Consider the following 19956-nt stretch of genomic DNA (forward strand, 5'->3'; position numbering starts at 1 on the left):
CGGGTTCAGTCCTTCTGGCAGGTCGGGCACCAGAAGAGGTTGCGGGCGGCGAGGTCGGCGGTGCGGACGGTCTCGCCGCAGAGGTGGCAGGGCTGGTGGGTGCGGCGGTAGACGTAGACCTCGCCGCCGTGGTCGTCGACGCGGGGCGGGCGGCCCATCGCCTCGGGGGTGTGCTCCGGGCGGACCGTGTCGATGCGGTTGTCGCGGACGCCGTCGCGCATGAGGGCGACGAGGTCGGCCCAGATCGCGTCCCATTCGGCGGGAGTGACGTCCCGGCCCGCGCGGTACGGATCGACGCCGTGCCGGAAGAGGACCTCGGCGCGGTAGACGTTGCCGACGCCGGCGATGACCTTCTGGTCCAGCAGGAGGGCGGCGATCGCGGTCCGGCTGCGGGAGATCCGCCGGTAGGCGATGCCGGGGTCGGCGTCCTCGCGGAGCGGGTCGGGGCCGAGCCGGGCGTGGACCGCCTGCTTCTCGGCCTCGGTGATCAGGGCGCAGGTGGTCGGGCCGCGCAGATCGGCGTACGACGTCCCGGTCGCGAGGCGGAGGCGGACGGTGTCCGTGGGCGGGGGCGCGGGGGCCTCGCCGAGGGTGACCTTGCCGAAGAGGCCCAGGTGGATGTGGATCCAGGAGGGCGCGGCGCCGAAGCCGAGGAACAGGTGCTTGCCGTGGGCCTCGGTACGGGTGAGCGGGGTGCCGGTGAGGAGGTCGGAGGCGTCGCTGAACTTGCCCTGGGGGCTGGTGAGGCGGGGGGCCGTGCCGGTGAAGCGGGCGGCGTAGTCCTGTGCCAGCCGGTGAATCGTGTGCCCTTCCGGCACTGCGCGCCGTCCTTCCGCTGCCGTCGTCTCCCCCGGTCCCCGCCCGGCCCGGCGGGTCGGGCGGGGTGGGGTGGGTTACTGCTGGGGGTGGTGGGGCGGGATCGCGGGCAGGTCGCCCGTCGTCTCGTAGTCCGACAGCATGTCGATGCGGCGGATGTGGCGTTCGTCACCCGAGAACGGGGTGGCGAGGAAGGTCTCGACGAACTTCGTCGCCTCGTCCTGGGTGTGCATCCGGCCGCCGATGGCGACGACGTTGGCGTTGTTGTGCTGGCGGCCGAGAGCAGCCGTCTCCTCGCTCCAGGCGAGGGCCGCGCGCACGCCCTTCACCTTGTTCGCCGCGATCTGCTCGCCGTTGCCGGAGCCGCCGATGACGATGCCGAGGGAGTCGGCGTCGGCGGCCGTCCGCTCGGCCGCGCGGAGGCAGAAGGGCGGGTAGTCGTCCTGGGCGTCGTAGATGTGCGGGCCGCAGTCGACCGGGTCGTGGCCCGCCTCCTTCAGCCATTCGACGAGATGGTTCTTGAGTTCGAAGCCGGCATGGTCCGAGCCGAGATACACGCGCATGGGATGAGTGTGACACGCGTGTTGCGGGGTAGCAGCGCGGGGTGTCGGGCCCGAAAAACCTACGTGCCCCATTGGAACCTCAGGAAAACCTCAAGTAACGATCCGGAATCAAAGGTTCCCGAATTCCAATGCCTCGGATTCACTGGACCGGCTCGTACACCCCTTCGTACGGCCCGTACATCCGCTCGTACGGGAGAGACACCCCGCGGCGCAAAGGAAACCCCGTTCCATGACTTCGCAGCCGACTCTGAAGAAGGCCGAAAACGGCCCCGGAGGCCCCGAAGAACCCGGTCCCGGTCTGCAGGCGGGCCTCAAGAACCGCCATCTTTCGATGATCGCCATCGGTGGCGTCATCGGTGCCGGACTGTTCGTAGGATCCAGCTCGGGCATCGCCACCGCCGGACCCGGCATCCTCCTGTCGTACGCCCTCGTCGGCACGCTCGTGGTGCTGGTGATGCGGATGCTCGGGGAGATGTCCGCGGCCAACCCGACCTCCGGCTCCTTCTCCGCGCACGCCGACCGTGCGCTCGGCCCCTGGGCCGGCTTCTCCATCGGCTGGCTGTACTGGTTCTTCTGGGTCGTCGTCCTCGCCGTGGAGGCGACCGCCGGCGCCGCGATCCTCGAGTCGTGGATACCGGCGGTGCCGCAGTGGGGGTGGGCGCTGATCGTGATGGTGGTCCTGACCGCCACCAACCTGGTCTCCGTGGGCTCCTACGGTGAGTTCGAGTTCTGGTTCGCCGGCATCAAGGTCGTCGCCATCGGCGCCTTCATCGTCGTCGGCGGACTCGCCGTCTTCGGCGTGCTGCCCGGCGTCGACAGCGACAAGGCGGGCCTCGGCAACCTCACCGAGCACGGCGGCTTCCTGCCCAACGGACCGGGCGCCATCCTCACCGGTGTGCTGCTCGTCGTCTTCTCCTTCATGGGCAGTGAGATCGCGACCCTGGCCGCCGGCGAGTCCGAGGACCCGCAGCGCGCGGTGACGAAGTCCACCAACAGCATCATCTGGCGTATCGGCGTCTTCTACCTGGGTTCCATCTTCGTCGTCGTCGCGCTGCTGCCGTGGAACGACCCCTCCATCAAGGAGAAGGGCTCCTACGTCGCCGCCCTGGACTCCCTGGGCATCGCGCACGCCGGGCAGATCATGAACTTCATCGTGCTGACCTCGGTGCTGTCCTGCCTGAACTCCGGTCTCTACACCGCGTCCCGGATGGCGTTCTCGCTGGGCCAGCGCGGCGACGCGCCCAAGGCGTTCGCGCGGACGAACAGCCGCGGCGTGCCGATGGCCGCGATCATCGCCTCCGTGGTGTTCGGGTTCGTCGCGGTCTTCTTCAACTACAAGTTCCCGGACTCCGTGTTCCTCTTCCTGGTCAACTCCAGCGGCGCGGTCGCGCTGTTCGTGTGGCTGGTGATCTGCTTCTCGCAGCTGCGCATGCGGAAGATCATCCAGGCGGAGGCCCCGGAGAAGCTGGTCGTGCGGATGTGGCTGTACCCGTACCTGACCTGGGCGACGGCCGCGCTGATCGTGTTCGTGCTCGGCTACATGCTCACCGACACCGAGCACGACGGCCGGGAGACCGTGCTGCTGTCGCTGCTCGTCGCGGCGGTCGTGATCGCCATCGCCTTCGTGAAGGAGAAGGTGAAGGGCAAGACCGCCGCCGCCGAGGTTCCGGCCGTGGCGGAGGACGCCGTCCCGGTCGAGAAGTAGCCGTACGTCCGTTCCACCGGACCGTCGAAGGGGCCCGCCCGTGCGGGCCCCTTCGCGCGTTCAGAGCACGGTGAAGCTGTCCTTGGCCCTCTCGTAGATCCGCAGCGCGCTCGTCTCCACGGCCGGCTGGTACCAGGTGTTGACCTGGTACGTCGTCCCGTCCTGGGTGAAGCCCAGCAGGACGGCGTGCCAGGGGACGCCCCCGAGGGTGAAGGCGTACTCCCACACGACCGCCGGCCGGCCGCGGAACCTCGTCTCCCCCAGGCGGATCTTGCGGTAGCCCCGGCCCTGGCGGGCGTTGTGCTCGGAGGTCCGCCAGGTCTCCATCAGATCGCCCCGGGCCAGGGAGGACTTGGCGACGAGCTCCTGCGTGCCGTCCGGGGAGGTGTAGTGCACCTCCGCTCCCGTCTTCAGGTCCCGCCGCCATCCCCGGGGCGTCGCCCATGCGTACCCGCCGGCCTCCTGGTGCGCGCCCGGCGGCAGACTCGGCGGCCGGTACGTCCCCGCCACGGTGGGCGAGGAACCGCCGGGGACAGCAGTGGCGGTGGGGCCGTTCGCCGTGGCGGAGGCCGTGACCGCGGGGCTCGGCCGCGGCGAGGCGCCGGGCCCGTCGGCTCCGGCCCCGCCCGCGGACATCGCGGCCCACACCAGCGCGCCGGCCACGCTCACGGCCACGGCGCCCGCCGCGGCCGACCGCACCGTGCGGCGGTGCCGGGCGGGGCCGGTTGACCCGCCCGGCGCCGGCGGATCCGCGCGGGTGACCGTGGGCGGGGCCGGCCCGCGTTCCGTCGCTGCACGTGACCGGTCCGCCCCGTCCGCCCCCGCGGTGGGCGTCCCGGCCGGGTGCACGGGCAGGGTCGGGGTCGGAGCGGGGAAGGCCACCGGGCGCAGGGCGCTCTCCAGGGCGTCCAGGTCGGCGCGCAGCGACGGCTCCTTGCGCAGCGCCCCAGTGAGGATCTCGCGCAACGGGCCCGCACCGGAGGGGAGTTCGGGTTCCTCGTAGAGCACGGCGTGGAGGGTCGCGAGGGTGGTGCCGCGGGAGAAGGGGGAGTGCCCGGCCAGGGCGGCGCAGAGGGTGGCGCCCAGCGACCAGACGTCCGAGGCCGCGCCCTGGGGCCTGCCCGAGACCCGCTCGGGAGCCATGTAGTCGGGGGAGCCGACCAGCATGCCGACCATGGTGAGCGCCTTGGCGTCCTGGATCGCGGCGATGCCGAAGTCGGTGAGGACCACGCGCCACCCGCCGTCGTCCATGAGGACGTTGCCCGGCTTGATGTCACGGTGCAGGACGCCCCGCGCGTGCACCTGGCGCAGCGCCGCGATCAGGCCGAGGCCGATCCGGGCCGTCTCCCGGGGGCCGAGCGGGCCCTCCTCGGCGGTGAGGCGCTCCAGGGAGCGTCCGGCGACCAACTCCATGACGATCCACAGGCGTTCGCCCTCGTCGACGACGTCGTAGATCCGTACGACGCCGGGGTGGTCGATGCGTGCGGTGGCGCGGGCCTCACGCAGGGCGCGTTCACGGCGGGTGCGGCCGTCCTCGGCGTCGAGGCCGTCGATGCGCATCTCCTTCACCGCGACCACCCGGTCGAGCATCTCGTCGGCGGCGCGCCACACCCGCCCCATTCCCCCCTGCCCGATCACCTCGGCCAACCGGTACCGGCCCGCCACGACAAAACCCGGGACACCGCCTTTCCCGGTGTTCCCAGAGTTTTCCGTAATTCCTGGATTCCCCGCGCTCCCCGGCAATTCGCTGCACCCCCTCCATTGCCCGACCCCTGGAACACAATGGTCACACTCGGTGGCATATCAGCATAGTGCGGAGAAATCTTGTGGTACCTCTTTTGGTACTGCGAATTCAGGCGCAGGCAAGGGGGACGAACATGAGTTCTCGTCGTACGACGACCATCGCCGGATCGCTGATCGCGGCGTCTTTCTCGGCGGTGATGGTTTTGGCCCTGCCCGCCGCCGCGGGCGACCCGGGGCCCGGGAGCAGCGAAGGGGGGAAGGCCGTCGACGCGGCGCCCGCGGGCGTCAAGCTGAGCACGCTGCTGCCGGAGCGGATCTCGGTCGACAACGCCTCGCACGAAACGGCGATCACCGCCACGGTGCACAACGAGGGGACCAAGGGGAGCGGTGACGTCAGGCTGCTGGTCGTCGGGTTCGACGGGCTGACGGTGAAGAAGGTGGCGGGGTGCTCCGCGATCGCGCGGAAGGATCTCCCCGAGGGCGCGAACAGCGGTTTCGCCTGCCCGGTCGGTGAACTCGCGGCCGGCGCGTCGAAGTCGTACGCGGTCGGCGCGACCTTCGACACGGGCCGGAAGGGGAGGATCTGCCTGCCCGTCCAGAGCGCCGACGGGGCGAAGACGTTCTGGCAGCAGGGCCCGGTGCCGTTCGGTACGACGAACCCGTCGCCGAACGCGCCCGCGACGCCGCTGCTGCTCGGCACGGACAACACGCCGGCGGCGCCGGGCGGCGACGAACTGCCCCGGACCGGGCCGGCCGTCCTGCCGTGGGGCGCGGCCGGGGCGGCGCTGATCGTGGTCGGCGCGGCCGGACTGCGATGGTCACGGCGGCGGCCGCCAGGGCGCGAGGCCTGACACGCGTGATCCGCCGTGGCCGTCCCACGGCGCACGGAAGAGGCCCGCTCGGGGCAGGTGGTCTGCCCCGAGCGGGCCTCTTCCGGTGCCGGCGCCGGGCCGGCCGTCGCTCAGCGGTTCGCGAACTTCCAGGCGGTGGGCAGCAGGCCCATCGCCAGCGCAGCCTTGAGGGCGTCGCCGATCAGGAACGGGGTGAGGCCGGCCGCGATCGCGGCGGAGGCGGAGATGTCGGCCGCGTAGGCCAGGTACGGGACGCCGACGGCGTAGATGATCGCCTCGCCGATCAGCATGGCGCCCGCCATGCGCCACACGCCGCGGTCCGCGCCGCGCCGGGCCAGGGCGCCGACGACGGTGGAGGCGAGGAGCATGCCGAGGACGTAGCCGAAGGACACCGCGCCCGCGCCGGAGCCGGCTTCGGCGAACCACGGGACGCCCGCGACGCCGGCCACGGCGTAGAGGGCGAGGGCGAGGAAGCCGCGCCCGGCGCCCAGGGTGGTCCCGACGAGCAGGGCGGCGAAGGTCTGGCCGGTCACCGGCACCGGGGAGCCGGGCACCGGGACGGCGATCTGAGCCGCGAGGCCGGTGAGCGCGGCGCCGCCGAGCACGAGCGCGGCGTCCCGGACACGGGAGGCCGGGAGGAGGTCGGCGAGGACCTGTCCGGGGCGGACGGTGGTGGCGGCGATGCTCATGGGGGCTCCGCGGGACGGGGACGGTTCGGGGACACGGCGACGCTATCCCAGCGGGAGCGGTCCGCTCACCGTCAGTGGTCGACAAACGGATGATCGGCGGCTTGGTGGGCTCCGGACAAAGGATGGGGGTTACACCCGTACGGACGTGACTCCGGTCACTGAGGTGGCGTGGCACGGGCTACGGGGAGCCGGTGACGCACGTCTGTAGGGTTCCACCAATCGTGGCGCGGGCGTGGACCGGACCCGTCTCGCCCGTCGGTCACCGTCTGGGCAGCCGTGGACGGCTTTGCTAGCTTCTGGCGCATGGTCGCCCAGTCCCTCAACTTCTCGTCGCGTCGCCATGTCGACCTGCGACGCGTGGGCACGGCCGCCTGTCGCCGGCAGATGTGAGGCGGGCGGAGCCGATCCGTGGCGCCTCCTTCGCAGCAGGCGCAGTGTCGGACCGGCCCCGAGGAAGTTCTCCATGCCCCGTACCGCTGTTTCTCCCCTGACGACGTCTCCTTCGTTCGCCGGAGCCCCGCCCTCCCCCGTCTCCCGTATCGCGGACAGCGACCGGCGGCGGACCAGCGCCAGTGTGATCCTGCGGTCGGTGCTGGAGCACGGGCCGGTGGCGCGCAGCACCATCGCGCGGGTGACCGGGCTGTCCCCGGCGTCCGTCACCGACCACTGCGCGCGCCTGTCGGAGCTGGGGCTGATCCGGGAGTCGGCCGTGCCACGGCGCAGCAACGGGGTGGGCCGCCCGCACGTCCCCGTGGACCTGGACGACTCGCGGTTCGTGGTGGGCGGGGTGCATGTGGCGGTGCCGTACACGACGGTCGCGCTGCTGGATCTGCGCGGGCGGGTGGTGGCGCAGCGCGAGCTGCGGCACGAGGGGCGCGAGGGCGCCGAGCCCGGCGCGGTGCTGGCGCGGGCCGCCGACGGGCTGGACGCGCTGCTCGGCGCGGCGCCCGGCTGCCGGACGCTCGGGGTGGGCGTGGCCGTGGGCGGCTGGGTCGACCGGGACTCGGGGACCGTGGTCGAGCATCCGCTGCTGGGCTGGCGGGACGTGCCGGTGCGGGAGGCGTTCCGCATGCGTACGGGGCTGCCGGTCCAGGTGGACGGGCACGCGCGGGCGCTGGTGAACGCCGAGCGGTTGTTCGGGCGGGCGGGCGGCGGGCGCAGTGTGCTGCACCTGTTCGCCGGCAACGTCGTCGACGCGGCGTTCGCCACCCATGACGAGGTGCACCACGGACCGCGCTCGCAGGCCGGCGCCATCGCGCATCTGCCGCTGACCGGGGGCGTCGAGCCGTGCGAGTGCGGCCGGGTGGGCTGCCTCCAGGTGGAGCTGAGCGAGCGGACGCTGTGCCGGCGGGCCCGGGCGGCCGGGGTGACCGACGGGGTCAACCCGATGCACGTGGTCGCCGCGGCAGCCGACGGGGACCCGGTGGCCGTGCGGCTGCTGGTGGGGCGGGCACGGCTGGTGGGGCGGGCCGCGGCGCTGCTCATGGACGTGCTCAACCCGGAGAGCGTGGTCGTCACCGAGGTGGGCGCGATACACCGGGAGGACTGCCTGGCCGCGTTGCGGGAGGAGGTCGGACCGGACCGGGCGGCGTCGGTCGCGCCGAGCAGCTTCCCGGACTCGGTGCTCGCGGTGGCGGGCGGCGCGGTGGCTCTCGACGTGCTCTACCGGGATCCGCTGGCGGTCTCCGCCCGGCTGCGGCCGGCCGCCTGAGCCGGGTCGACTTAATTCAGAAACTCCGAATGTTGACAGGGCCGGCGCCCGGACAGGAACATCTTTCCCATGAGCTGTCGCACCCTCTGTTGCTGACGCTTCCGGCGCGCCGGGAGCGCGCCTTCTTCCCGCCTCACGGCGCGGGAATCCACGCCTGATCAACGTTGTGTGAATTCTTTTCCCGGGCTCTTTCGCGCCCGGAATTCCACCTGCGGTGTCCCTGCCTTTCCGCTGCTTTCCCCTGGGGGTCCTCCCATGCCCGTTTCCCGTGCGTCCGGCCTCGACCGGCGTCTCTTCCTCACCTCTCTGCTCGGCGCCACCGCCGCTGCCGCCGGACTGAGCGGATGCGCCGAGAGCAGCGCGGCCGCCGGGTCCGAGGCCGCCTCCACCGCCGCGATCCCGGCCACGGTGCCCGCCGGCACCAGCCTGAGGATCAGCTCCTTCCAGAACGTCCAGCAGCTCCAGTTCAAGCTGGCCAGACTGCCCGAGCTGCCGTTCAAGGTGTCGAGTTGGCTGAACATCGGCGCCGGTCCCGACGTCATCAACGCGTTCCGCTCGAAGTCCCTGGACCTCGCCAACAACGCGGGCATCCCGCCGATCCAGGCGCACTACCAGGGCTTCGACGCGAAGATCGTCGCGATCAACCTCACGCGCAAGCCGAACTACCTCTTCGCCACCAAGCCCGGCAGCGACATCGGGAGCGTCGCGGACTTCAAGGGCCGCAAGCTGGCGTTCTCGCAGGGCCAGGCGCAGGGGGTCGTCCTGCTGCGGGCGCTGAAGAAGGCGGGCCTGAAGTACGACGACGTGGACCTCGTGCCGCTGACCAGCAACCAGTTCCTCACCGCGCTGCAGTCCGGCCAGGTGGACATCGCGCCGCTCGCCAACAGCCAGGCCCCGGCCTACCTGAAGCAGTACGGGGCGAAGGGCGCCCACACCATCGCCACCGACGTCGTCGACCTGCTCAACCTGCTGTGGGCGCCGGTGTCCGTGCTGAACGACCCGGCCAAGGCCGCCGCGATCGCCGCGTACATCCCGCAGTGGGCCAAGGGCCTGGTCTGGCAGTGGGAGAACCCCGACGTCTGGAACGAGGAGTTCTATGTCAAGACGCAGAACCTGAGCCCGGAACAGGCCAAGGGAATCTCCGCACTCGCCAACAAGCCTCTGTTCTCGCCCAGTTGGAGTGAGGCGATCAAGTGGGAGCAGGAGACCGCGGATCTGCTCGCCGAGGGCGGGTTCGTGAAGAAGTTCGACGTCGCCGAGCTCTTCGACCACCGCTTCGAACACATCGCCGCCCAGTCCGTGCCGGCCGAGTACCGGAAGTGACCGCCATGACCGCCACCACACTGCACACGGCCACCGCCCCCGCCGCCGTCCCCGACGAGCGCCCCCGGGAACGCCGGCGAAGGCTCGCGCCCGGAAAACAGCTCCCCGCCGCCCGGCTCACCGGCCCGCTGCTGCTGCTCGCCCTGTGGGCCGCCGCGTCCGCCGCCGGACGACTCGACCCCGCCGCGATCCCCGCGCCCTGGACGGTGGTGGAGACCGGCGTCCGGCTGTGGACCGAGGGGACGCTGACCACCGACATCCTCACCTCGCTGCAACGGGCCGGCTCCGGCTTCGCGATCGGCCTGGCCGCCGGCGTGACGCTCGCGCTCGTCTCCGGGCTCTCCCGCACCGGGGAGGCGCTGATCGACGGGACGGTCAACCTCAACCGGGCCATCCCGACCCTCGGCCTGATCCCGCTGTTCATCCTCTGGCTGGGCATCGGCGAGACCTTCAAGATCGCGATCATCGCCATCGTCGTCTACGTCCCGATCTACCTCAACACGCATTCCGCGCTGGCCGGCATCGACCACCGGTTCGTCGAACTCGCCGAGGTGCAGGGCCTGTCCAGGCTCCGGTTCATCCGGCAGATCGTGATCCCCGGCGCCCTGCCCGGCTTCTTCGTCGGGCTGCGGCTCGGCGTGACCGGCTCCTGGCTGGGACTGGTGGTCCTGGAGCAGATCAACGCCACCAGCGGCCTCGGCTACATGATGTTCCAGGCCACGAACTACGGCCAGTCGGACGTCATCCTCGTCGGCCTGGTCGTCTACGGGATCTTCGGCCTGGTCTCCGACAGCGCGGTCCGCATCGTCGAACGGAGGGTGCTGTCGTGGCGCCGCACACTGAGCAACTGACCCGTCCCGCCGTCCGGCTGAGCGGGCTCACCCGCTCCTTCGACGGACGGACCGTCCTGGACGGCGTCGACCTGGACATCCCCGCCGGACAGTTCGTCGCCCTGCTCGGGCACAGCGGCTCCGGCAAGTCCACCCTGCTGCGGGCGGTCGCGGGGCTCGACCACGAGGTCACCGGCAGCGGGCAGCTGAGCGCGCCCGAAAGGGTGTCGGTCGTCTTCCAGGACTCCCGGCTGCTGCCCTGGCGGCGGGTACTGCCCAACGTGCTCCTCGGCCTCGACGGCAAGGACGCCGAGGCCAAGGGCCGCGCCGCGCTCGCCGAGGTCGGCCTCGCGGGACGCGAGCAGGCCTGGCCGAACGAGCTGTCCGGCGGCGAGGCGCAACGGGCGGCGCTGGCCCGCTCCCTGGTGCGCGAGCCCGAACTGCTCCTCGCCGACGAGCCGTTCGGCGCGCTCGACGCGCTCACCCGGATCAGGATGCACACCCTGCTGCGCGAGCTGTGGGAGCGCCACCGGCCCTCGGTGCTGCTGGTCACCCATGACGTGGACGAGGCGATCGTGCTCGCCGACCGGGTCCTCGTCCTGGAGCACGGCCGGATCGCCGTCGATCTGACCGTCGACCGCCCGCACCCGCGCTCGTACCGGGACCCGCTGCTCGGGGAGTACCGCGAGCGGCTGCTGGCGGCGCTGGGCGTCACCGAGGACATCGCCTGACCGGCGGTCCGGGTGGCCGTCCTGCGGGGGCCGCCGCCCCCACGCCCCCGCTTCGGCCCTGAACGGGCCTCGTCCTCGAACACCGGACGGGCTGCACAGCCCGGCCGGAACTTCAAGAGTCCTCCCCCTGTCCAGAGCAAGGGACACCCATGACCCGGCGACTGCACCTCAACGCCTTCCTGATGAACACCGGCCACCACGAGGCCTCCTGGCGGCTCCCCGAGAGCGACCCGTACGCCCACGTCGAGCTGGGCCATTACGTCAGGCTCGCCAGAACCGCCGAACGCGGCACCTTCGACTCCCTCTTCCTCGCCGACGGACCGCAGCTGTGGGGCGACATCGCCCAGCGCCCGGCCGGCGCGCTGGAGCCGCTCACGCTGCTGACCGCGCTGGCCACGGCGACCGAGCACATCGGCCTGATCGCGACCGCGTCCACCTCCTACAACTCCCCCTACAACCTGGCCCGCAAGTTCGCCTCGCTGGACATCATCAGCGGCGGCCGGGCCGGCTGGAACATCGTCACCACCGCGGGCGCCGAGGCCGCCCGCAACTTCGGTCTCGACGCCGAGCCCGCCCACGCCGAGCGGTACGCCCGCGCCGCCGAGTTCCTCGACGTGGCGCTGAAGCTGTGGGACAGCTGGGAGGACGACGCGATCGTCGCCGACAAGGCGGCCGGCGTGTGGGGCGACGACGCGAAGATCCATCCGCCCCGGCACAAGGGCCGCTACTTCAGCGTCGAGGGCGCCCTCAACGTCCCCCGCTCGCCGCAGGGGCACCCGCTGCTGGTGCAGGCCGGGTCCTCACAGGACGGCAAGGCGTTCGCGGCCCGCTACGCGGAGGCCGTCTTCACCGCCCAACAGACCATCGAGGACGCGCGGGCCTTCTACGCCGGCCTCAAGTCGCTCACGGCGGCGGCCGGCCGGGACCCCGAGCACATCAAGGTGCTGCCCGGGATCGTGCCGGTGCTCGGCTCGACGCAGGCCGAGGCGGAGGCGAACGAGCGGCTGCTGGAGGACCACATCGTCCACGAGCACGGCGTCCGGCGGCTGGAGCAGCTGCTCCAGCTGGAGCCGGGGACGCTGGAGCTGGACGCCGAGCTGCCCGCCGGCCTGCCGTCCGAGGACGCCGTCGAAGGCGCCAAGAGCCGCTACACGCTCGTCGTCGCTCTGGCCCGGCGCGAGCGGCTCACCGTGCGGCAGCTGATCGGGCGGCTCGGCGGCGGCCGAGGCCACCTCACCGTCGCCGGGACGCCCGAGCAGGTCGCCGACACGATCGAGACCTGGTTCACCCAGGGCGCCGCCGACGGCTTCAACATCATGCCCGCGGTCCTGCCCTCCGGTCTGGAGGCCTTCGTCGACCACGTCGTCCCGATCCTGCGCGCCCGCGGCCTGCTCCGCACGGAGTACGGCGGCCGCAGCACCCTGCGGGAGCGCTACGGGCTGCCCCGCCCCGCCAACCAGTACGTCCACACCCCCGCCCTGGTCTGAAAGGACACTCCCATGAGCGACATCAGGATCACCAAGGTCACCGCGAACATCGGCGCGCGCGTCTCCGGCGTCGACATCTCCCGCCCCCTCGACGAGGAGAGCGTCGCCGCCGTCCGCGAGGCCCTCAACGTCCACAAGGCGCTGGTCTTCGACGACGTGAACCTCGACGACGAGGGCCACCAGGCGTTCGTCCGCCACTTCGGCGACCTGACCACCGCCCATCCGACGGTCGGCGCGGTGGAGGGCTCGCCGAACGTGCTGCCCGTGGACAGCGAGCGGGGCCGCGCCAACCACTGGCACACCGACGTCACCTTCGTGCTCAACCCGCCGCAGGCCACCACGCTGCGCAGCATCACCGTCCCGCCGTACGGCGGCGAGACCCTGATCGCCAGCTCGGCCGCCGCCTACCGCGACCTGCCCGAACCGCTGCGCCGGCTGGCGGACGGACTGTGGGCGGAGCACACCAACGACTACGACTACGCCGTCCCGGACGAGGCGGTCGACGAGGAACAGGCCGCCCAGCGCGCCCAGTTCACCTCGATCAAGTACCGCACCGCCCACCCCGTGGTGCGGGTCCACCCGCTGACCGGTGAACGGGGGCTGTTCATCGGCGGGTTCGCGCAGCGGATCGTCGGCCTGTCGGTGGGCGAGTCCCGCAAGATCCTGGACCTGCTCCAGTCGTACGTGACCCGCCCGGAGAACGTCCTGCGCCACCGCTGGTCGCCGAACCAGCTGGTGATCTTCGACAACCGCATCACCCAGCACTACGCCGTCGACAACTACGACGGGCAGCCGCGCCGGCTGCACCGGGTGACCCTCGCCGGGGACGTCCCGGTGGGCGTCGACGGCGGGAAGAGCAGGTCGGTGGAGGGGGACGCGGCGCACTACACGCCCGTGGCCGCGCCCGTGCCGGCTCCGGCGGCCCGGGAGGCGGCGACCGTAGCGGCGTAGACACGGTCAGTCCGGCAGATGTCCGGATAGTGGTCGGCCCCCGCGCCGGTGCGCGGGGGCCGACCAGACTGGCGGCGTTTTTTGTCCTCTACGCATTGGACGAGTCGCGCCCATGCCCAGCACCACCACCGACGCTCCCCCGGAGTCGGACGCCGCCCTGTCCCACGGCCTGAAACAGCGCCACCTGTCGATGATCGCCCTCGGCGGGGTCATCGGCGCGGGACTGTTCGTCGGTTCCGGCGAGGGCATCGCCGCCGCCGGCCCCTCGATCGTCCTCGCCTACACCCTCTCCGGCCTGCTGGTGATGCTGGTGATGCGGATGCTGGGCGAGATGTCGGCCGCGTACCCGTCGTCGGGTTCCTTCTCGGCGCACGCCGAGCGGGCGATCGGGCCGTGGGCGGGCTTCACCGCCGGGTGGTCGTTCTGGGTGCTGCTGTGCACGGCCGTCGGCCTGGAGGGCATCGGCGCGGCGGAGATCGTCACCGGCTGGCTGCCGGGCACGCCGCAGTGGGCGTGGGTGGCGCTGTTCATGGCGGTCTTCTGCGGGGCGAACCTGGCCGCGGTGAAGAACTTCGGCGAGTTCGAGTTCTGGTTCGCGGCCCTCAAGGTCGGCGCGATCACCCTGTTCCTGGTGCTGGGCGTGCTGGCGATCGCCGGGGTCCTGCCCGGCACGGACTCCCCGGGGACCGCGCATCTCGCCGACTTCTTCCCCAACGGCGGTGAGGGCCTGGTCGTGGGCCTGCTCGCCTCGATCTTCGCCTACGGCGGTCTGGAGACGGTCACCATCGCCGCCGCCGAGTCGCCGGACCCGGTGCGCGGTGTGGCGAGCGCGGTCCGCACGGCGATGTGGCGCATCGCGCTGTTCTACGTCGGCTCGATGGCGGTCGTCGTCACCCTCGTCCCGTGGAACGACCCGAAGGTCGCGCAGGAAGGCCCGTACGTCGCCGCCCTGGACCAGCTGGGCATCCCGGGCGCCGGTCAGCTGATGAAGGTCGTGGTCCTGGCCGCCCTGCTGTCGGCGATGAACGCCAACGTCTACGGCGCCTCGCGGATCGCCTACTCGCTGGTGCAGCGCGGGCAGGGCCCGAAGGCGCTGGGCCGGGTCTCGGGCGGTGTGCCGCGGGTCGGCGTCCTCGCCTCGTGCGGGTTCGGGTTCGTGTGCGTGCTGCTCAGCTACTGGCGGCCCGACGACGTCTTCCCCTGGCTGCTGAACATGATCGGCGCGGTGATCCTGGTCGTCTGGGCGTTCGTCGCCGTCTCCCAGCTGCGGCTGCGCGGCCGGCTGGAGCGGGAGGCGCCGGAGCGGCTGACGGTGCGGATGTGGGCGTTCCCGGTGCTGACCTGGGTCTCGCTGGCGGGCATGGCGGCGGTGCTGGTGCTGATGGCCCGGGAGCCGCACACGCGCGTGCAGCTGTACTCGACGGGTGCGATGACGGCGTTGCTCGCGGTGGCCGGCTACCTCTGGCAGCGCAGGCGCACCGCGTCCTGACGCGCCCTGCCCGACCCGCGAGGCCCCCGTGCGACCGGCACGGGGGGCCTCGCTCGTCTTTCCGTCGGCGGCGGGCGCGATCGCCGGACGCTGTTCGCGCAGGACTGTTTGTTGCTACCGTGCAGTTGCAAGCAACTCGCAATAAGCTGTGCGAGACGCCCTGCCTCGTGATCGTCTTCTCACCCTTCACGGCGGCGGGCGGAAAGAAGGAGACCCCCGCGAGGACGTGACTCGCGGGGGTCTCCCGTCTCAGGGCCCCTCAGGACCCGGTGCGCCGCACCTCACAGGTTGCTGAAGTCCGGGCCCTTCGTCCGGGTCCGCTTGAGCTCGTAGAAGCCGGGGACGGAGGCGACCGCGAGGGTGCCGTCCCACAGGCGGGCGGCCTCCTCGCCCTTCGGGGCGGGGGTGACGACCGGGCCGAAGAACGCGATCTGCTCGCCGTCGGGGCCGGGCACCGCGATGACCGGGGTGCCGACGTCCTGGCCGACCTTCTCTATGCCCTCCTTGTGGGAGGCGCGCAGCTCGGCGTCGAACTCGAAGTTCTCCTGGTCGGCGTAGTCGATGAGGTCGGCGGGCAGTCCGGCGTCGGCGAGCGCGCCGGCGATGGCCTCAAGGGTGGGGCCCTCGCCGTTGTTGTGGAAGCGGGTGCCGAGCGCGGTGTAGAGCGGGCCGAGGACGTCGGTGCCGTGCTTCTGCCAGGCGGCGGTCACCACGCGGATCGGCTTCCACGCCTTGGTGGCGAGCATCTCGCGGTATTCCTCGGGGAGTTCGTCGAGCTTGTCCTCGTTGAGGACGGCGAGGCTCATCACATGCCAGCGGACCTCGATGTCGCGGACCTTCTCCACTTCCAGGACCCAGCGGGAGGTCATCCAGGCCCAGGGGCACAGCGGGTCGAACCAGAAGTCGACGGGGGTCTTGCCGGCGGTGGCGCTCTCGGACATGTCTCTCCTCGGCAGGAAGCGTTTAGGGGTTGGAACGCGCCGCCCGGGCAGGCCATTCCCCGGTGTTCCCGGTCAGGGGCGCATGGCAGGATCGGTACTGTCCTGCGACTTGCGTCAACGCCCGAGGGAGTACCGCCCGTGCCCGGTGAGAACCTGTCCCGCGACGAGGCCCGGGAGCGGGCCGCCCTGCTGTCCGTCGACGGGTACGACGTGTCCCTCGACGTGCGGTCGGCGGTGGACGACCCGGCGGGAGGCGGCGAGGGGGCCGGGGAGGGTCCGCGCACCTTCCGCTCCGTCACCACGATCCGCTTCCGCTGCAACGAGCCGGGCGCGTCGAGCTTCGCCGACCTCGTCGCCCCGAGCGTGACCGCCGTCACCCTCAACGGGCGCGATCTGGACCCCGGCGAGGTCTTCGACGGCTCCCGCATCCTGCTGGAGGACCTGGCCGCGGAGAACGAGCTGGTCGTCGACGCGCAGTGCGCGTACTCCCGCACCGGGGAGGGCCTGCACCGCTTCGTCGACCCCGAGGACGGCGAGGTCTACCTCTACACGCAGTACGAGCCGGCCGACTCCCGCCGGGTCCTCACCACCTTCGAACAGCCCGACCTGAAGGCGCCCTTCCGCTTCGAGGTGCGGGCGCCCGAGGACTGGGTGGTGTGGAGCAACGGCGTGGGCGAGCGCACCGACGGGGTGTGGCGGTTCGCCGAGACGAAGCCGATCTCGACGTACATCACCTGCGTGGTGGCGGGCCCGTACCACTACGTCACGGACCACTACGAGCGGACGTTCGAGGACGGCACCCGGCTGGAGATCCCCCTCGGCGCGCTGTGCCGCAAGGGCCTCGCGCCGCACTTCGACGCCGACGACGTCTTCGAGATCACCAAGCAGGGCCTGGACTTCTTCCACGACCACGTCGACTACCCGTACCCCTTCGGCAAGTACGACCAGGCGTTCGTCCCCGAGTACAACCTCGGCGCGATGGAGAACCCGGGACTGGTCACCTTCCGCGAGGAGTACATCTTCCGGGGCAAGGTGACGCGGACGTCGTACGAGGCGCGGGCCAACGTCATCCTGCACGAGATGGCGCACATGTGGTTCGGCGACCTGGTCACCATGCAGTGGTGGGACGACCTGTGGCTGAAGGAGTCGTTCGCCGACTTCATGGGCTCCTTCTCGATGGTCGGGGCGACCCGCTTCACCGACGGCTGGATCACCTTCGCCAACCGCCGCAAGGCCTGGGCCTACCGCGCCGACCAGCTGCCGTCCACCCACCCGATCACCGCCGACATCCGCGACCTCCAGGACGCCAAGCTCAACTTCGACGGCATCACCTACGCCAAGGGCGCGTCCGTCCTGAAGCAGCTCGTGGCCTACGTCGGGCAGGACGCCTTCCTGGAGGGCGCCCGGCGCTACTTCAAGCGGCACGCGTACGGCAACACGCGCCTGGGCGACCTGCTGTCGGTGCTGGCCGAGACCAGCGGGCGCGACATGGGCGCGTGGGCGCGGTCCTGGCTCCAGACGGCCGGCGTCAACTCGCTGACCCCGCAGGTGCTGCTGGACCCCTCGGGGCGCATCGACGAGCTGGCGGTGCTCCAGGAGGCCGCCGAATCCCATCCCGAGCTGCGCCCGCACCGGGTGGCGATCGGCCTGTACCGCCTGCGGGAGGGCCGGCTGGAGCGGTACGCCCGCGCCGAGGCGGACGTCGACGGTCCGCGCACGCTGGTGACGGAGCTGGCGGGCGCGGACGCGCCGGAACTGGTCCTGGTCAACGACGAGGACCTGACGTACTGCAAGATCCGCTTCGACGACACCTCGCTGGCGACCCTCAAGGCCCACCTCGGGGACGTCACCGACCCGCTGGCGCGCGCCCTGTGCTGGTCCGCGCTGTGGAACCTGACCCGGGACGCGCTGTTGCCGGCGCGGGACTTCGTGGACCTGGTGCTGCGGTTCGCGGGGCGCGAGTCCGACATCGGGGTGCTCCAGATGCTGCACGCCTGGGCCGGCTCGGCCCTCGTGCACTACGTGAGCCCCGCGTGGCGGCCGGTCGGCGAGCGGCTGCTGGCCGAGGGCGCGCTGGCCGAACTGCGGTCGGCCGGGCCGGGCAGCGAACACCAGCTGGCATGGGCCCGGTTCTGGGCGTCGGTGGCCTCCTCGGGGGAGGACTTCGAGCTGCTGCGGGGCCTGCTGGACGGCACCGCGAAGATCGACGGCCTGGACGTGGACCAGGAGCTGCGCTGGGCTTTCCTGGAGCCCCTGGCCGCGCACGGCGTCGTGGACGAGGGCGTGCTCGCCGCCGAACTGGCCCGCGACGACACGGCGTCGGGCAAGCGGCACCAGGTCCGCTGCCTGGCCGCCCGCCCCTCGGCGGCGGTCAAGGCGCAGGCGTGGGCGCAGCTCGTGGAGTCGGACGCGCTGTCCAACGCGCTGGTGGAGGCGACGATCGCGGGCTTCGCGCAGCCCTCGCAGCGGGAGCTGCTCGCGCCGTACGCGCCGAGGTACTTCGAGGTGATCGAGCGGATCTGGGAGGAGCGGTCCATCCAGATCGCGATGCACGTGGTCAGGGGGCTCTTCCCGGACCTCCAGGACTCCCCCGGCACGCTGGAGGCGACGGACGCGTGGCTCGCGGCGCACGAGTCGGCGCCGCCGGCGCTGCGCCGGCTGGTGCTGGAGGCGCGGGACGACCTGGCGCGGGCGCTGCGCGGGCAGGCCTGTGACGCGGCCGCCGAGGCCGGCACCGGCTGACGCCCGGGGGCTGCCCTGGAAGCCCGAGCTCTGGCCTGAGATCCGGCGGTCCGTGACCGTTACGGAATTCAGGCAATCCGACCCGTAACCCCTGGCTCCCGTCTTGCGGACCAGGGGTTTCCGGTGCCTACTCGGCATCCGAACACCCGTCCTTTAGTGCGGGCTTGTCCTCATTTGTCGACGAGCGTGTAACAGCGGTTACAGGGCGGATCGGACGCGGGAACCTCCCAGGCATGAACCACAACACCCCCCTCCCCCCGGCCTCCCCCCGCCCCCTGCGTCACCTCTCGGACGTCCAGCGCCGGGTCATGACGACGGCCCAGCTCCGCGCGCACGGCGTCTCCCCCGCCGCGGCGGGCGAGCAGTGCCGCACCGGCGGCCCCTGGCAGCAGCTCCTGCCGGGCGTGTTCCTGCTCCACCCCGGACCGCCGACCAGCGAGGAGCGGCTGCACTCGGTGCTGCTGTACGCGGCCCGCGAGACGTCGCCCTCCGGGGTGCCGGCACAGCCGGGCGCCGGGGAGCCGCACCGCCCGGTGTACGCGGAGGCGATGATCACGGGCCTGGCGGCGCTGACGCTGCACGGCTTCCCCTCCGCGCCCCCGCTGCCCTCCCTGGAGCGGATCGACGTCCTGGTCTCCTGCCGGCGGCGGCTGCGCTCGGCGGGCTGCGCCCACGTCCTGCGCACGCCGGACCTGCCCGTCGCCGAGGAGGCCACCGGGCTCCCGGTGGCGCCGGTGCCGCGCGCGCTGGCGGACGCGGTGGCGGGACTGACGGACGCGGGGGCGGTCCGGCGGCTGCTGTCCGACGCGGTGCGCGGGGGGTACTGCGAACCGGCCTCGGTGGTACGTGAGTTGAAGCTGGCGAAGCTGCTGGGCCGGCCGCACGTGGTGGCCGCGGTGGACGCGCTGCTGGCCGAGGGGCGGTCGATCGCGGAGGACCGCCTGTACGCGATGGTGCGCCACCACGGTCTGCCGGACCCGGTGTGGAACGTGGACCTGCGGCTGCCGGGCGGCCCGCACCTCGGCGGGGTGGACGCGTACTGGCCGGAGCAGGCGGTGGCGGTGGAGCTGGACACCCGCGCGCCCCGGCCCCGGCGCCGGCCGGACGACGGGCCCGACGCCGGGCAGGAGGACGACGCGATGTGGTCGGAGTACGCGCGCAAGCGGGAGCACCTGGAGCGGCTCGGGATCACCGTCGTGCACATCACGCCGAGGAAGCTGCGGGAGTGCATGGAGCAGCAGGCGGCGGTGGTGCGCACGGCCCTGATGGCCTCGGGGGACCGCGATCCGGCCGCGTACGTCGTGGTACTGCCCCAGTAGTGGGGCGACGGAGCCGACAGCAGGAGGGGAGAGGAGGGGCCGCCGGGCCCGAGGGACGTTCGCGC

The 19956-nt window shown here is 72.1% G+C and carries 16 protein-coding genes; 11 read left to right on the top strand and 5 right to left on the bottom strand.

Annotated features, from left to right (window positions below):
- Window positions 1-5: 5 nt before the first annotated feature.
- Both ACFYXA_RS16840 and ACFYXA_RS16845 read right to left on the bottom strand, forming a co-directional pair.
- On the bottom strand, window positions 6-818 hold the full coding sequence (locus ACFYXA_RS16840) for an Fpg/Nei family DNA glycosylase (RefSeq protein ID WP_389033223.1): 813 nt from the start codon (window positions 816-818) through the stop codon (window positions 6-8).
- A 75-nt stretch (window positions 819-893) separates the two neighbouring features.
- The gene (locus tag ACFYXA_RS16845; protein ID WP_351090985.1) at window positions 894-1379 is read right to left on the bottom strand and encodes a ribose-5-phosphate isomerase; all 486 of its coding nucleotides are present in this window, start codon (window positions 1377-1379) and stop codon (window positions 894-896) included.
- Between the two features lie 229 nt (window positions 1380-1608).
- On the opposite strand from ACFYXA_RS16845, the gene ACFYXA_RS16850 reads away from it, so the two are divergent.
- Window positions 1609-3084 (top strand): amino acid permease, encoded by a 1476-nt coding sequence (locus ACFYXA_RS16850; protein WP_352245131.1) that lies wholly within the window; start codon window positions 1609-1611, stop codon window positions 3082-3084.
- Between the two features lie 60 nt (window positions 3085-3144).
- Here the strand turns inward: ACFYXA_RS16850 and ACFYXA_RS16855 are convergent, their stop codons facing one another.
- Window positions 3145-4749, bottom strand: a complete 1605-nt coding sequence (locus ACFYXA_RS16855; protein ID WP_389033228.1) for a protein kinase — start codon at window positions 4747-4749, stop codon at window positions 3145-3147.
- Window positions 4750-4961: 212 nt separating this feature from the next.
- On the opposite strand from ACFYXA_RS16855, the gene ACFYXA_RS16860 reads away from it, so the two are divergent.
- Complete coding sequence (locus ACFYXA_RS16860) at window positions 4962-5678, top strand: hypothetical protein (RefSeq protein ID WP_389033231.1); 717 nt, start codon at window positions 4962-4964, stop codon at window positions 5676-5678.
- A gap of 110 nt (window positions 5679-5788) precedes the next feature.
- Here ACFYXA_RS16860 and ACFYXA_RS16865 read toward each other — a convergent pair whose 3' ends face one another.
- On the bottom strand, window positions 5789-6367 hold the full coding sequence (locus ACFYXA_RS16865; RefSeq protein ID WP_130436762.1) for a biotin transporter BioY: 579 nt from the start codon (window positions 6365-6367) through the stop codon (window positions 5789-5791).
- Between the two features lie 463 nt (window positions 6368-6830).
- On the opposite strand from ACFYXA_RS16865, the gene ACFYXA_RS16870 reads away from it, so the two are divergent.
- The 7 genes from ACFYXA_RS16870 (at window position 6831) to ACFYXA_RS16900 (ending at window position 14889) form a co-directional block, all read left to right on the top strand.
- A complete protein-coding gene (locus ACFYXA_RS16870) occupies window positions 6831-8078 on the top strand; it encodes an ROK family protein (protein ID WP_389033235.1) in 1248 nt (415 codons plus the stop codon).
- Between the two features lie 255 nt (window positions 8079-8333).
- The gene (locus ACFYXA_RS16875) at window positions 8334-9401 is read left to right on the top strand and encodes an ABC transporter substrate-binding protein (RefSeq protein WP_351090972.1); all 1068 of its coding nucleotides are present in this window, start codon (window positions 8334-8336) and stop codon (window positions 9399-9401) included.
- Window positions 9402-9406: 5 nt separating this feature from the next.
- Window positions 9407-10252: an ABC transporter permease gene (locus tag ACFYXA_RS16880; protein ID WP_352249169.1), complete on the top strand. Its 846-nt coding sequence runs from the start codon at window positions 9407-9409 to the stop codon at window positions 10250-10252.
- Window positions 10228-10962: an ABC transporter ATP-binding protein gene (locus ACFYXA_RS16885; RefSeq protein ID WP_389033240.1), complete on the top strand. Its 735-nt coding sequence runs from the start codon at window positions 10228-10230 to the stop codon at window positions 10960-10962. Before ACFYXA_RS16880 ends, ACFYXA_RS16885 begins: the two co-directional genes overlap by 25 nt.
- 149 nt (window positions 10963-11111) lie before the next feature.
- Window positions 11112-12449: an LLM class flavin-dependent oxidoreductase gene (locus ACFYXA_RS16890; protein ID WP_389033243.1), complete on the top strand. Its 1338-nt coding sequence runs from the start codon at window positions 11112-11114 to the stop codon at window positions 12447-12449.
- A 12-nt stretch (window positions 12450-12461) separates the two neighbouring features.
- Entirely contained in the window at window positions 12462-13400 is a 939-nt protein-coding gene (locus tag ACFYXA_RS16895; RefSeq protein ID WP_352249163.1) for a TauD/TfdA family dioxygenase, read from the top strand.
- Window positions 13401-13512: 112 nt separating this feature from the next.
- Window positions 13513-14889 (top strand): amino acid permease, encoded by a 1377-nt coding sequence (locus tag ACFYXA_RS16900; protein ID WP_389033247.1) that lies wholly within the window; start codon window positions 13513-13515, stop codon window positions 14887-14889.
- Window positions 14890-15170: 281 nt separating this feature from the next.
- Here ACFYXA_RS16900 and ACFYXA_RS16905 read toward each other — a convergent pair whose 3' ends face one another.
- Window positions 15171-15830 (bottom strand): DsbA family protein, encoded by a 660-nt coding sequence (locus ACFYXA_RS16905; protein ID WP_389033250.1) that lies wholly within the window; start codon window positions 15828-15830, stop codon window positions 15171-15173.
- A 138-nt stretch (window positions 15831-15968) separates the two neighbouring features.
- Here ACFYXA_RS16905 and pepN point away from each other — a divergent pair, with 138 nt between their 5' ends.
- Together pepN and ACFYXA_RS16915 are read left to right on the top strand one after the other, a co-directional pair.
- The gene (gene pepN / locus ACFYXA_RS16910; protein ID WP_352249157.1) at window positions 15969-18572 is read left to right on the top strand and encodes an aminopeptidase N; all 2604 of its coding nucleotides are present in this window, start codon (window positions 15969-15971) and stop codon (window positions 18570-18572) included.
- 233 nt (window positions 18573-18805) lie between these two features.
- A complete protein-coding gene (locus tag ACFYXA_RS16915; protein WP_389033254.1) occupies window positions 18806-19891 on the top strand; it encodes a hypothetical protein in 1086 nt (361 codons plus the stop codon).
- Window positions 19892-19956: the final 65 nt, after the last annotated feature.

The organism is Streptomyces sp. NPDC002566, assembly GCF_042889585.1.
Classification (GTDB): Bacteria; Actinomycetota; Actinomycetes; order Streptomycetales; family Streptomycetaceae; genus Streptomyces.

Bases quoted from the DNA above. Each gene is read 5' to 3' on its own strand.
- ACFYXA_RS16865 (WP_130436762.1), bottom strand. From the start codon at position 6,367: ATGAGCATCGCCGCCACCACCGTCCGCCCCGGACAGGTCCTCGCCGAC.
- ACFYXA_RS16900 (WP_389033247.1), top strand. From the start codon at position 13,513: ATGCCCAGCACCACCACCGACGCTCCCCCGGAGTCGGACGCCGCCCTG.
- ACFYXA_RS16845 (WP_351090985.1), bottom strand. From the start codon at position 1,379: ATGCGCGTGTATCTCGGCTCGGACCATGCCGGCTTCGAACTCAAGAAC.
- ACFYXA_RS16895 (WP_352249163.1), top strand. From the start codon at position 12,462: ATGAGCGACATCAGGATCACCAAGGTCACCGCGAACATCGGCGCGCGC.
- ACFYXA_RS16860 (WP_389033231.1), top strand. From the start codon at position 4,962: ATGAGTTCTCGTCGTACGACGACCATCGCCGGATCGCTGATCGCGGCG.
- ACFYXA_RS16915 (WP_389033254.1), top strand. From the start codon at position 18,806: ATGAACCACAACACCCCCCTCCCCCCGGCCTCCCCCCGCCCCCTGCGT.
- ACFYXA_RS16880 (WP_352249169.1), top strand. From the start codon at position 9,407: ATGACCGCCACCACACTGCACACGGCCACCGCCCCCGCCGCCGTCCCC.
- ACFYXA_RS16875 (WP_351090972.1), top strand. From the start codon at position 8,334: ATGCCCGTTTCCCGTGCGTCCGGCCTCGACCGGCGTCTCTTCCTCACC.
- ACFYXA_RS16905 (WP_389033250.1), bottom strand. From the start codon at position 15,830: ATGTCCGAGAGCGCCACCGCCGGCAAGACCCCCGTCGACTTCTGGTTC.
- ACFYXA_RS16890 (WP_389033243.1), top strand. From the start codon at position 11,112: ATGACCCGGCGACTGCACCTCAACGCCTTCCTGATGAACACCGGCCAC.
- ACFYXA_RS16850 (WP_352245131.1), top strand. From the start codon at position 1,609: ATGACTTCGCAGCCGACTCTGAAGAAGGCCGAAAACGGCCCCGGAGGC.
- ACFYXA_RS16870 (WP_389033235.1), top strand. From the start codon at position 6,831: ATGCCCCGTACCGCTGTTTCTCCCCTGACGACGTCTCCTTCGTTCGCC.